Annotated in this window: 11 protein-coding genes; 3 read left to right on the forward strand and 8 right to left on the reverse strand. The window is 33.8% G+C overall.

The window, feature by feature from the left end; translation table 11 throughout:
- Window positions 1–3 precede the first annotated feature (3 nt).
- Entirely contained in the window at window positions 4–1797 is a 1794-nt protein-coding gene (gene uvrC, locus H600_RS0107845) for an excinuclease ABC subunit UvrC (protein ID WP_026728262.1), read from the reverse strand.
- 134 nt (window positions 1798–1931) lie between these two features.
- Between uvrC and H600_RS0107850 the strand changes: the two genes are divergently transcribed.
- The 3 genes from H600_RS0107850 to H600_RS0107860 all read left to right on the forward strand — a co-directional run bounded on the left by H600_RS0107850 (window position 1932) and on the right by H600_RS0107860 (window position 4473).
- Window positions 1932–2909 (forward strand): succinylglutamate desuccinylase/aspartoacylase family protein, encoded by a 978-nt coding sequence (locus tag H600_RS0107850; protein WP_026728263.1) that lies wholly within the window; start codon window positions 1932–1934, stop codon window positions 2907–2909.
- Complete coding sequence (locus H600_RS0107855) at window positions 2896–3468, forward strand: 5-formyltetrahydrofolate cyclo-ligase (RefSeq protein WP_026728264.1); 573 nt, start codon at window positions 2896–2898, stop codon at window positions 3466–3468. The genes H600_RS0107850 and H600_RS0107855 overlap by 14 nt, the downstream gene beginning before the upstream one ends.
- 108 nt (window positions 3469–3576) lie before the next feature.
- Entirely contained in the window at window positions 3577–4473 is an 897-nt protein-coding gene (locus H600_RS0107860) for a restriction endonuclease (RefSeq protein WP_026728265.1), read from the forward strand.
- Window positions 4474–4738: 265 nt separating this feature from the next.
- Here H600_RS0107860 and H600_RS0107870 read toward each other — a convergent pair whose 3' ends face one another.
- The 7 genes from H600_RS0107870 to H600_RS0107900 form a co-directional block, all read right to left on the reverse strand.
- Window positions 4739–5482, reverse strand: coding sequence for a tetratricopeptide repeat protein (locus H600_RS0107870; protein ID WP_026728266.1), 744 nt, complete (start codon window positions 5480–5482; stop codon window positions 4739–4741).
- Between the two features lie 15 nt (window positions 5483–5497).
- Window positions 5498–7246, reverse strand: a complete 1749-nt coding sequence (locus tag H600_RS0107875) for a BatD family protein (protein WP_026728267.1) — start codon at window positions 7244–7246, stop codon at window positions 5498–5500.
- 111 nt (window positions 7247–7357) lie between these two features.
- A complete protein-coding gene (locus H600_RS0107880; RefSeq protein ID WP_026728268.1) occupies window positions 7358–8119 on the reverse strand; it encodes a tetratricopeptide repeat protein in 762 nt (253 codons plus the stop codon).
- Between the two features lie 42 nt (window positions 8120–8161).
- Complete coding sequence (locus H600_RS0107885; protein WP_026728269.1) at window positions 8162–9196, reverse strand: vWA domain-containing protein; 1035 nt, start codon at window positions 9194–9196, stop codon at window positions 8162–8164.
- A 76-nt stretch (window positions 9197–9272) separates the two neighbouring features.
- Complete coding sequence (locus H600_RS0107890) at window positions 9273–10274, reverse strand: vWA domain-containing protein (RefSeq protein ID WP_026728270.1); 1002 nt, start codon at window positions 10272–10274, stop codon at window positions 9273–9275.
- Complete coding sequence (locus H600_RS0107895) at window positions 10274–11908, reverse strand: phenylalanine--tRNA ligase subunit alpha (protein WP_026728271.1); 1635 nt, start codon at window positions 11906–11908, stop codon at window positions 10274–10276. The genes H600_RS0107890 and H600_RS0107895 overlap by 1 nt, the downstream gene beginning before the upstream one ends.
- 84 nt (window positions 11909–11992) lie before the next feature.
- Window positions 11993–12349 (reverse strand): four helix bundle protein, encoded by a 357-nt coding sequence (locus tag H600_RS0107900; RefSeq protein WP_035108497.1) that lies wholly within the window; start codon window positions 12347–12349, stop codon window positions 11993–11995.
- Between the last annotated feature and the right edge of the window lie 57 nt (window positions 12350–12406).

Below are 12406 nucleotides of genomic sequence, written 5' to 3' on the forward strand. Positions count from 1 at the left end.
CAGCTAGTTGGTTTTGTAAAAGTCGACAATTTTTTTGGCTTTTGAAACCCCTACAACAGCAGAAATTTCTTTTTCTGTTGCCAATTTTAATCTTTTAACACTTTTAAAATGCTGAATTAGAGCCGTCATGGTTTTTTCGCCAATTCCCGGAATGCTTTCTACAGATGAATTCAGCGCCGCCTTACTGCGTTTGTCACGGTGAAATGTAATCCCAAATCTGTGCGCCTCATTTCGTAATTGCTGAATCACTTTTAAGGTTTCAGATTTTTTATCCAAATATAACGGAATCGAATCTCCTGGATAAAAAAGTTCTTCAAGACGTTTTGCAATTCCAATAATCGCGATTTTACCGCGTAAACCTAATTCATCAATACTTTTTAATGCTGCCGAAAGCTGTCCTTTTCCACCGTCAATAATTATTAATTGCGGCAAAGGTTCGTTTTCTTCCAATAATCTTTTATAACGTCTGCCAACGATTTCCGTCATCGAAGCAAAATCATCTGGGCCTTCAACGGTTTTCACATTAAAGTGGCGATAATCTTTCTTGCTTGGTTTTCCATCTTTAAAAACCACACAAGCTGCCACCGGATTTGTTCCTTGAATGTTTGAGTTATCAAAACATTCTATATGACGCGGTTCAACTGGCAAACGCAAATCTTTTTGCATTTGCGCCATGATTCGGTTCGTATGTCTGTCCGGATCTACGATTTGCAATTGCTTTAATTGTTCAATTCGGTAGAATTTTGCATTTCGAATCGATAAATCCAGAATCTGTTTTTTATCTCCAAGTTGCGGAACAGTTGTTTTGATGTTTTCGCCTAAATCAATTTCAAACGGAACAATTATTTCTTTTGATAATAATTCAAAACGTTCACGAAGTTCAATAATTGCCAACTCTAATAATTCTTCGTCACTTTCGTCCAGCTTTTTTTTCATTTCCAAAGTATGCGAACGAATAATTGATCCATGAGAAATCTGCAGAAAGTTCACATAAGCGGCGCTTTCGTCAGAAACAATTGAAAAAACATCAACATTTGTAATTTTAGGATTGATGATGGTCGATTTGGATTGGTAATTTTCCAAAACTTCGATCTTTTCTTTGATTTTTTGCGCTTCTTCAAATTGCAGATTCTGCGCATAATTATTCATTATCTTTTTGAAATCCTTTAAGCTTTCTTTGAAGTTTCCTTTCAAGATTTCACGAATCGCATTGACCTGTCTTTGATATTCTTCAAGCGGTTCCAAACCTTCGCACGGACCTTTGCAATTGCCAATGTGATATTCCAAACAAACTTTGAATTTGCCAGAATTAATATTTGATTCGCTCAAATCGTAATTGCAAGTTCGCAATGGATATAATTCTTTGATCAATTCCAAAATCGTATGAACCGTTTTGAAATTGGTATAAGGTCCAAAATATTCGGAGCCGTCTTTGACCATTCTTCGGGTTGAAAATATTCTCGAAAAAGGTTCTTTTTTAATACAAATCCATGGATAACTTTTATCATCTCGCAACAACACATTATAACGTGGCTGTAAAGTTTTGATTAGATTGTTTTCCAATAAAAGGGCATCTGTTTCAGTTGGAACCACAATATGTTTTATCGTAACAATTTTTTTGACCAAAACATTCGTCTTGGCAGTATCGTGAATTTTATTGAAATAGGAGGAAACCCTTTTTTTTAAATTTTTGGCTTTCCCAACGTATAAGATCTTCCCATCTTTATCGTAATATTGATAAACGCCCGGATTGTCAGGGAGGGTAAGAATTTGAAGATCTAAGGACGGTTTTTGCATTCTGTTTTGTTTCTGAAGATTGTGAAAAAGCATTCAAAAATCATTTCAATTTCTGAAAAAAGCTTAACACTGATTTAGAATCAAATTTACGAAATCAAAAGAATAATTTCTATATTTAGCTTTTATAATTCTACATGAAAAATAGTAAGCCCTTAGTTATTTTCGACGAAGCAATTTTGCCGGGAGAAAGCAGAACAATCAACGTTGAAATCGCGAGATTGCACACCACAACAAAACTTAATATTCCGGTAATTGTGCGCCGTTCAAAAATTGAAGGTCCTGTTGTTTTATTTTCAGCTGGAATTCACGGCGACGAAATAAACGGAGTCGAAATCGTAAGGCAAATTATCAGCAAAAAAATAAACAAACCGGCGAAGGGAACTATTATTTGTATTCCAATTATAAACATGTATGGTTTTGTAAATAAGTCACGCGAGTTTCCCGACGGACGTGATTTAAACCGAGTTTTTCCAGGAAGTAAAAAAGGTTCGCTGGCAAGCCGTTTTGCTTATCATATTGTTGAAGAAATTTTGCCTATTCTAGATTATGCAGTCGATTTTCATGCCGGAGGCGCCAGCCGATTCAACGCACCGCAAATTAGAATTACAGAAAATAATCCCGAATTAAGAATTTTGGCCGATGTTTTTAATGCGCCTTTTACTTTGTATTCTAAAAATATAAATGGTTCGTTTCGAAATACTTCTGAAAAAGCAAATGTAAAAATGCTCCTTTTTGAAGGTGGAAAATCTCTCGATATTAATAACGATATTGCCAATGAAGGTGTGATGGGCACAAAACGATTGTTGAATTATTTGGGAATGTTGGATTCAAAACAACTTGTTGAAGCAGCGCCGATGCCTTCAATTTATATAAAAAATTCAGTTTGGCTTCGAGCAAAATGTTCTGGATTGCTTCATGATTTTAATTTGATCGGAAGATTTGTGACTAAAGGAACTATTTTAGCAATTATTACGGATCCGTTTGGTAAGTTTGAACAAAAAGTAAAAGCGCCTCATGATGGATTTATAATCAATGCCAATCATTCGCCGATTGTTTATGAAGGCGATGCAATTTATCACATATCAAAAAGCCCTGAAAATGCCGACGAATAAAAAAGAAATACGAATTCATTATAAAAACCTTCGAAAAGAACTGTCTGAAGACGTTATTGAAGAAAAAAGTTTAGCTATAGCCAATAATTTAATTCAGTTGCCCATTTGGGATAAAACGTATTTCCATGTTTTTCTTCCAATTGTTGAACATAAAGAAGTCGATACCGAATTTATTCTGCACTTGCTTTCTGGAAAAGACAAAGAAATTTTGATTTCGAAAAGTGATTTCGAAACACGTCAAATGACCCATTTTCTATTGACCGATAATACCAAAATCAAAAAGAACGAATTTAATATTCCAGAGCCAGTGAACGGACTTCAAGTTCAGAGTTCAAATATTGATGTTGTTTTTGTACCGCTTTTGGCATTTGATATTTATGGAAACCGTGTGGGTTACGGAAAAGGTTTTTATGATAAATTCTTAGCAGAATGCCGTCCGGAAACCATAAAAATAGGACTTTCTTTTTTTGAAGCCGTAAATCAAATTGATGATGTTTTTGAATCGGATATAAAATTGGATTATTGTGTGACTCCTGAAAAGGTTTATAATTTTCAATAAATTTTTACGCCAACATATAATTCCACAATCAAAATCGTAGAGACGCATTTTAATGCGTCTAACAAAGTCTACAAAGTTTGTAGATGTGCATAATTAAAATCAAACAATATGGAATTACCTAAATATCATGAAACTTTCATACCTGTATTAGAAATTCTAAATACAGTTGAATCGATTAAAAGCAGAGAATTGGCATCTAAAGTTCGTGATACATATTATTCTGACCTTCCGCAAGAATTAATGAACCAAAAGACTAGTTCTGGAGCTAACGTTTTACTTGACAGAATACTATGGGGAAAATCATATCTAAAAATGGGGAAATTTGTTTCATACCCAAAAAGAGGTTTTGTTCAAATAACTGAAAAAGGGAAAAGAATACTCTCAGTTGGCAATTTACCTTTACATGACCTTCAAAATGACTCAGATTTTATAGGTCACCGTGAATCTGTTAAAAGTGAAAAAGGGAACGAAATAGAACTTGATATAGTTAGCGGTGAAAATGCTTCGCCACAAGATTTACTTGATTCTGGATTTTCAACAATTGAAACGGAAGTGAAAACTGAACTTTTAGAAAAACTTAAAGAAATAGACCCATACTATTTTGAAAAGGTAATTTTAATTCTTCTTAAAAAAATGGGATATGGAGATTTTATTGAAACATCAAAATCAGGTGATGGAGGAATTGATGGAATAATCAATGAAGATAAATTAGGTCTTGAAAGAATTTACACTCAAGCTAAACGCTACAATGAAAATAAGGTTCGTGAAAAAGACATCAGGAATTTTATTGGAGCAATGAGTGGAGATACTAGCAAGGGTGTTTTTATTACAACATCAACTTTTGATGATTCCGCTATTAGAAAAGCAAAAGAAGCCCATCACAGAATAATATTAATTGACGGCTTAAAATTGGTTGACTTAATGCATCAGTATAACGTAGGTGTTCAAGTAAAAACTGTTTATGAAGTTAAAGAACTTGATAATGACTTTTTTGAAGAAGATTAACTATGCACAACAGCTACTACAACGGATTTGGACAATTGGTTTAATGGAAAAATGGTCTTGTATTTGGGTCCCTATAGCTATCGGGATTGGCAAACCCGAGTATAGGGCTTAATTTAGTCCCAAACCCTCTGTAGTACCAGAACGATATATAAGATGTAGACGCATTGAAATGCGTCTCTACGATGGTTTAAACCTAAAAAAGAAAATCCCAAACTTTCAATTTTAAAATTGGAATTTGGGATTTTTCATTTTAATGTTTTGAAATTTATTTTACTTCTTTGATAGTCGAAGCATCAAGCCAGCCTTCGGTGCCGTCTGTTAATTCTACTTTTTTCCAGGTTCCTAGCGTTTCGGTTACATACACTTTTGCCCCTTCGTGCAATAAGAAAATGGCTGCTCCACCTTTTTGAGGTTCACTTCGAACTTCACTCAGCTCGGCAAAAACAATTGCTGGGCGATCATTATCAAAATGATTTTTTTCAGACATTCCGGCAGAAACACTCAATCCTAAAGCCACCAAAAGAACAAACATTCCAATGAAATAAATTCTTTTTGTAAGCGTAATTTGTGAAAAGTAATACCCGATAAAACTCAATAAGAAAAGAAATGCAATTCCGACAGAAATTTTTGCCCAGGTATTATAATTAAAAATGCCTGTAAAATTCTGAATTAGTTTTGCAAAGCCTACTTTCGGAACTTCTTTAATCTCGTCTATTGTTAGTTTTTTGGCAAACTTTAAGTTGTTAAGTGTTTCCGGATCATGAGGTTTTAAAACTAAAGCTTTCTCATAATTGTAAATTGCCGGAGCTACTTTATTCAGCTTATAATAACTATTAGCCAAATTGAAATACAACTCAGCTGATTCTTGTTTGTTTTCTTTTATAACGCCTTCATAAGCCTCAATAGCTTCCTGATAATTGCCTCTTTGATACATGGCATTTCCTTTTTCAAAGCTTTGGGCAAAGAAAACTTGTGTGATGAATAAAAAGAGATATACTATATTTTTCATTTTATTTTCTTTAAACTAAACGATCTGCTTTTCTAATTCTGAAATAATCAAAACGGCTTTATCAAAATCTTGCTGAATCGAAGCACTAGATGCAGGAGCATAGCGTGCAAATTCACAGTTTTCAGTCAAATTAATAAAACTTTGAACGGATTCTGGATTTGCATTTCGAGACAACAACAATTCACGAATATTGTCTTTGCTCATTTCTGAGGTTTCAATATGCAGTTTTGCTTTCAAGAAATTGTGCATTGCTTTTTCTAGGGCGATGTAAAACGCTTCCTTGTTGTTAAGCTGTTTCTTCGCTTCAGATAAATATTTCTTCGCCAGCTTATTGTTCATTTTAATTCGGTTTCCAGCAACATCACCATCAATTGCTTCTTTTTTCTTCTTAGCAATAATGATAATTGGCAAAATGATGAATGGTGCAAACAATAAAGCGTAATATAAATCAGAGCCATAAAAATCATCTTTGGCAATAGAAACTAAAGAAGTTTTAGGTTTAATATATTTAAACTGTTCTGTTTTAGAAATCACGTTTTTAGCTGTATTTGCAGTACTGTTTGCTTCCGCTTGCATTGGTCCGTCTAGAACATCAATTGCAATTTCTTGCGAAGTGATTGTTTTGTATGAACCAGTGCCTAAATCGAAATAAGAAAACTGCATCGGTTTAATGACATACTTTCCTTTGTATTGAGGAACAATAGTATATTTGTCTGATATTCTTCCAGACATTCCTGTTAATGATGTAGTCACTTTTTCGTCATGAACAGGGTCGTACATTTCCAAGGCGTTTGGCACAACAGGTTTTGGTAATGTGAATAGTTTCATGTTTCCAGTTCCTGAAGCGCTCACAATCAAATCTAGACCTTCACCGCTTTTTACACTTGTTTTAGACGGCGTAACAATAAAGTTGAATTTTCCAACAGCACCGCTGAAGCCCTCTGGTTTTCCTGTTTCAGGAAGTGGTCTTACATTTATTGTTTTGGCTCCCGCCGAAACTACTTTATTGTCGTCAGTAATAATCATTTGACCAAACATATCGCGACGATTTGTTGGCAATTGTACGCCAATATCCAGTGAAAGTGGTTCGATTGTTAATTTGCCTGATTTTTGAGGGTATAAGATTGTTTTTTTCAAGATTACGAAATAGCATCTTTGTCCTTGAAAATTCCCTTCTTCAATTGATAATTGCTTAATATCAATGTTTTGATTCCAGAAATCATTGTATTTTGGTTTTGCCAATTCTTTAAAACCAGTAACGCCAATATTGTTGAAATACAATTTATAAACAACTGTAATTGGTTCGTTCAAGTATGGATTTGTTTTTGAAATTTCAGCAACAAGATTTAGGGTTTCGCTTCCTTGACCTTGTGGTCTATCGTTTGGATCCCTTTCTTGAGCAACGGCATTTGTAACAACAATTTTTATAGGAGATGTTTTGTAAATCTGTCCATTGAATTCGATAGCCGCTTGACGTATAGTTACAGTTCCTTTTTTATCAGGCTGTAAAATATAAGAGTATATTTTTTGAAAAGAACTTCTTCCGTTGACCCATGATTGGCTTATTTGTTGGCTTGGCCCGGCTACAATTTTAAATCCGTCAAAATTAGGCTGTTCAAAGTTGTCTCCATCAACATTCATGATGAAGTCAATTCGAAGTCTTTCATTTAGACCAAGCGTATTTTTGCTGACTCTGGCTTCAAACTGAACTTGAGCCAAAAGTCCTTGAAAAGTGAATAGAAATAAAATTAAATATCTTTTCATTAAATTGTTTAATCGTTTTTGCTGTTTAACCGTTTATTTGTTTAACTGTTTAATCGTTTAACTGTTTATTCGATTAAACAAATAAACGGTTAAACGATTAACCCAAAAGTCCTACCAGTCTTTTTCTGTTTTCTTAGGACTTCCTTTTATTTTTTGAGCGTTTACTTTGTCTTGAATTTTCTTTTCCTCATTATTTACAGCATCTAATAAATTCTGAACGCGCTCTTTTGAAATTCCTCCAGGCTGTGGTTTTGGCTGACCTTGATCAGATTTGTCATCTTTCTTAGGATCGTTTTTACCGTCTTTATCTTTGTCTTTGTCGCCTTTATCGTCTTTTTTATCTTTATCCTTGTCCTTGTTTTTATCCTTGTCTTTGTCCTTGTCTTTATTTTTATCCTTGTCCTTGTCTTTGTCTTTGTTTTTATCCTTGTTGTCGTTTTTAGGAGGGTTTTCTTTTAGTTTTTGTTTGGCCAAAGCATAATTGTAGCGCGTTTCATCATCAGTTGGATCATTGCGCAAAGCTTCTTTGTATGCTTCAACAGCTTGCGTGTAATCTTTCTCTTTCATGAAAACATTTCCTAAATTATGATAAGCTTTGTGCTTTTCAGGTCGCGTTGTAGCGTTTTTTATCGCTTTTGCGTAAGCAAATTTGGCTTCTGAAATTTGATTTTGTTTGTAGATCGTATTTCCTAAATTGTATGAAGCGGCAGCTTTTTTTGGAAATTTTGATTGTGAAATTCTATAATTCGCTTCGGCATCAACAAATTTATTCTGTTTATATTCTTCGTTCCCGTCCGGCAATGTTTTGTCTTTCTCTTGAGCAGAAACTGCTAAAGAAAACGTTAGTAAAATATAAAGAAGTAAATTTTTCATTCTAAATTTTTTGTTTTTTGTTCCAAAATTTAAGCGGAACAATTATTTCTTTTCGTTAAATAAATTCAACTCTTTGATCCAATTTGTTTTTCTTTCCAACAAGAAAATATCCAAGAATAATAACAGAAAAGCAAAACCAAGAAACCATTGAAACTGCGATTGAAATTCGGCCATTTGCGTAGCTTCAAATTCTGTTTTCTGAATGTTGTTCAACGCATTTTTTATGTATTCTAAAACTTCTTTTGTGTTACCGCCGTAAACATAACCGCCTTTTGTTGCTTTTGCAATAGTTTTTAAGCCTTCTTGATTTAATTTAGTTATTACGATTTCTCCGTTTTGATCTTTTTGATGGCTTCTAACTATGCCATTTTCTTTTAACGGAATTGTGCCTCCTTTTTCAGTTCCAACACCAATTGTGATGATTTTCATTCCTAATTTATTGGCTTCTTCAGCTGCTCCAGAAGCTCCTTCCGAATGATCCTCTCCATCAGAAATTAAAATCAGCAATTTGCTTGTTTTGCTTTTTTCATCAAAATAAGTAGATGATAACCGAATCGCTTCGTCGAGTGAAGTTCCTTGAGACGAAACCATATCTGGACTCATGCTCTGAAGAAACATTTTAGCAACACTGTAATCTGTTGTAATTGGCAAAACAGGAAATGCGCTTCCTGCGTAAGCTACAATTCCAATTCGGTCGCTTCCTAATTGATTGATGATCTGAGAAACTATTTGCTTGCTTTTTTCTAAACGGCTTGGCGCCACATCTTCTGCAAGCATACTTTTAGAAACATCGACCGCAAAAACAATATCAATACCTTCACGTTTTACGGTTTCCATTTTAGTGCCAATTTTTGGGTTCACTAATCCAATGATTAGGCAAGCCAATGCTAAAAGGATAATCGATAATTTCAATACTGGTTTGAAAACAGAACTTTCAGGGCTCAGTTTTTTAACCATTTCCAAATCACCAAATTCACGTTGCTTTTTTCTTTTCCAATACACATTGAAAAGAAAAATGCACACCACGATTGGGAGCAAGAATAAAAGATATAAATATTTTTTTTCGTCTAATTCCATTTCTTAATTCTAGTTTTCAGTTTTCAGTTACAGTATTCAGCTGTAAACTGAGAACTGTGACTGCGACTAAAATATTTTAAATAAAGCTTCTATAAACCGTATTTCTTAAACCAACTTCCAGCAATAATAAAAAGACTGCTAATGCAACGAACATTCTGTATTTTTCGTCATAATCGTAGAATTTTAATTCTTGTATTTCAGTTGTTTCTAATTTATTGATTGCATTATAGATTTGAGCTAATCTGTCATTGCTTGTTGCTCTAAAATACGTTCCGTCCGTTTTGCGGGCAATGCTTTTCATTAGTTGCTCATCAATTTCTACTTTTTGCATTTTGAATAAGAATCCGCCATTTGGTCCGTAAGCATATGGAGATTCTGCCATTCCGTTTGTTCCTAAACCAATTGTGTAAACTTTGATTCCGTATTGTTTAGCAATATCGGCAGCAGTTTCTGGCTCAATAAATCCGGCATTGTTTACACCATCTGTCAATAAAATAATAACACGGCTTTTGGCCTTGCTGTCTTTAAGTCGGTTTACTGCTGTTGCAAGCCCCATACCAATTCCGGTTCCGTCTTGTAAAGCATTATCGTATTTGATTTCCTTAATCGCTTCTAGAATGATTGCTTTGTCACTTGTAACAGGTGTTTTTGTATATGCTTCCGATGCGTATAAAACTAATCCGATTCGATCATTAGGTCTTTCTCCCACAAAATCTGCAGCCACTCTTTTTAAAGCCTCCATACGGTTTGGCTTTAAATCTTTTGCGAGCATACTTCCCGAAACGTCAATTGCCATTACAATATCAATTCCCTTTGTTGTTTTGGTTTGATTACTGATGTCTACTGTTCTTGGTCTTGCCAAAGCAATAATCAAAGAACATAAAGCAATAATTCTAAAAACGTATAAACACGGTTTTAATTTCGTCAACAGCGATTCACTGTTTTTGAAACCTTGCGTCGAACTCATTTTTAAAGTTGCCGACTGCTCGTTGCGTTTCCAGAAAAACCACGCTATTGCAATTGGTATTAGTAAAAACAACCAAAAGAATTCCGGATTTAAAAAAGTGATCTTTCCCATTAGTTGCTTGCTCTTTGAAGTTCAATAGAATTTAAGATTCGAGTTGTAATCTCGTTTGCATATGTGTCACCTTCTTCATGTAAAATCATGATTTGCTGTAAACCCTGATCTTGTTTGAAAAGCAGTAACTCATAGTATGCTTTTGTACTCGTTTTAGTTGCCGGATTCAGAACTGACATTGTTCCGTAACCTTTTATTCCCTGAATACCTTCGTTTGTTTGAAAATCTTCTTGTTTTACTATTATGTTTTGGCCACCTTGTGCTTCGATTACTTTTAACGAACCTTCTAGCGCTTTACTTAAATCGATATCTGTTGGCTGTTTGAATTTAGTGGTAGAAACTGTGACATAAAAATTATCAATCATGCTGCCATATATAAAAAGCTGCATTTCTTTGATTAATGCCATGGTTTCTTTTGGCAGTATTTTTTCTGTATCCATTCTTTTTAAAACCTTTGGAGTTTCGATAAGAACTGCCGGATTTCCATAAGCACTTTTTACCCATTCGCCTTCTAATAATTCTTTAGAAGGATGACCGATTAAGTTATCTTTTACATAATTGAATCCTTTAGTTACAATTAAAAAAGATATAGTTGTTACTAATAGGAATATAACCGCCGCAACTGAGTAGCCAATTCTTGCATTTCGTTTTTTACGAAGTTGTATTCGAATTTGTTTCTGTCTCTGAGCTTCGTTCAATAACTGATCTTCTATTTCTTCTGGCGCTTCCGTTGGAATGGCATTATCCAACGTTAAAATTACTTTCTGAATTTTGTTTCTGTCTTCGGTAATTTCAAAATCCAATGGTTTGGATTTAGCAAATTTCACTAAATCGGCCTGACGCAAAACACGTTCTAAGTTTTCAACTGTTTCTGGCGTCAAAGTCATTTTCTTTTTAGTGGAAGCTATTCTGATTGCCGCAATCAACTCCGATGTTGTACTTTCCATGGCCGGAATATGAATCGCCTCTTCAATATAATTTCGGGCAATATCAGTCAGTTCGCTATAATATTCTTTGATTTCACCTTTTTGTACAAGTTCTTTCTGCTCTAAATTGTTAAGTAAACTTGTTGCTTTTTCAATAGGTGTTTTATAAACTTCCTCTTCAATTTTTTTCTTCTGATTTTTTTTAACAAACCAATAGACAAAAGCACCAATCCCTAGAATGATTATAAGTGCAAGAAGATATTTCCACCAGTCACCAAGACCGTTGTCGCTACTAGAAATATCTTTGATGTCGTACATCTTTTGTTGCAAAGTATCTACTTTTACTCCAGCGACTTCAACTTTAATTGAGTCTGATAAAAAAGGTTTTTTGTCAATTAAAATTTTAACTGGGGGAATAGTATATTTTCCCGAATCAAATTGAGTTAGGCCATACTTTTTGATCAATTCATAGGTGTCATTCTTTTTGACAGTATCAATTGGATAAGATTGAATAACTTCTAACGGCCCGAAGGTTTTTTGTTTAGGAAAAACAACTTTTGATTTTGAGCTTACAACTGTTTTGAGCGTCAGTTTAAATTCAGCTCCAATTTTGTTTTTTGTAGTATCAATACTAGTTTCGACTTGCTTTTGCTGTGCAAAAACCGCCGATGTAAGCAAAAATAGAAATATGTAAAATTTTAATTTCATTTTATTAACGATTGAAGATTAACGATTTTTGATTTTTGATTTTCCTAAGATTGTCAATAGTTTCTAAAATGATAATCTTTAATTTCATGAATTATTTTTTGATGTTTTAATGCTTGAAACGAAAATTGATATTAATTGGTTTGCTTCTTCTTTTGCTTTTGTCAAACTTTCTAAATCTTTTGACAAGTTTGCTTTTTCAATTATTTTCAAACAAACAAAAGTTTCTCTTAATTCTTTTAGACAAATTCCCATTTTATGAATAAAATCCTTTTTGCTTTCTGCGCTTTGTGCCTCTCCATAATTCAAAGCAGGAGATGTACTAGATCGTGTTATTTGTCCAAGTAAGTGATTTCCCGCATAATTCTTTTCAAATTTTATTGTGAGCGTTATTATACTTGCTGCAAAATCAATCAATCTATTTTCTAGTTCTTGTTTATTCATTATAAATCCGTTTAGGCAATCATTCAAAAATCAGAAATCGTTAATCAAAAATCAAAA

Origin of the sequence: Flavobacterium denitrificans DSM 15936, from assembly GCF_000425445.1 — a bacterium.
GTDB lineage: Bacteria > Bacteroidota > Bacteroidia > Flavobacteriales > Flavobacteriaceae > Flavobacterium > Flavobacterium denitrificans.

Bases quoted from the DNA above. Each gene is read 5' to 3' on its own strand.
- H600_RS0107885 (WP_026728269.1), bottom strand. From the start codon at position 9,196: ATGGAATTAGACGAAAAAAAATATTTATATCTTTTATTCTTGCTCCCA.
- uvrC (WP_026728262.1), bottom strand. From the start codon at position 1,797: ATGCAAAAACCGTCCTTAGATCTTCAAATTCTTACCCTCCCTGACAAT.
- H600_RS0107895 (WP_026728271.1), bottom strand. From the start codon at position 11,908: ATGAAATTAAAATTTTACATATTTCTATTTTTGCTTACATCGGCGGTT.
- H600_RS0107900 (WP_035108497.1), bottom strand. From the start codon at position 12,349: ATGAATAAACAAGAACTAGAAAATAGATTGATTGATTTTGCAGCAAGT.
- H600_RS0107870 (WP_026728266.1), bottom strand. From the start codon at position 5,482: ATGAAAAATATAGTATATCTCTTTTTATTCATCACACAAGTTTTCTTT.
- H600_RS0107890 (WP_026728270.1), bottom strand. From the start codon at position 10,274: ATGGGAAAGATCACTTTTTTAAATCCGGAATTCTTTTGGTTGTTTTTA.
- H600_RS0107855 (WP_026728264.1), top strand. From the start codon at position 2,896: ATGCCGACGAATAAAAAAGAAATACGAATTCATTATAAAAACCTTCGA.
- H600_RS0107880 (WP_026728268.1), bottom strand. From the start codon at position 8,119: ATGAAAAATTTACTTCTTTATATTTTACTAACGTTTTCTTTAGCAGTT.
- H600_RS0107875 (WP_026728267.1), bottom strand. From the start codon at position 7,246: ATGAAAAGATATTTAATTTTATTTCTATTCACTTTTCAAGGACTTTTG.
- H600_RS0107850 (WP_026728263.1), top strand. From the start codon at position 1,932: ATGAAAAATAGTAAGCCCTTAGTTATTTTCGACGAAGCAATTTTGCCG.
- H600_RS0107860 (WP_026728265.1), top strand. From the start codon at position 3,577: ATGGAATTACCTAAATATCATGAAACTTTCATACCTGTATTAGAAATT.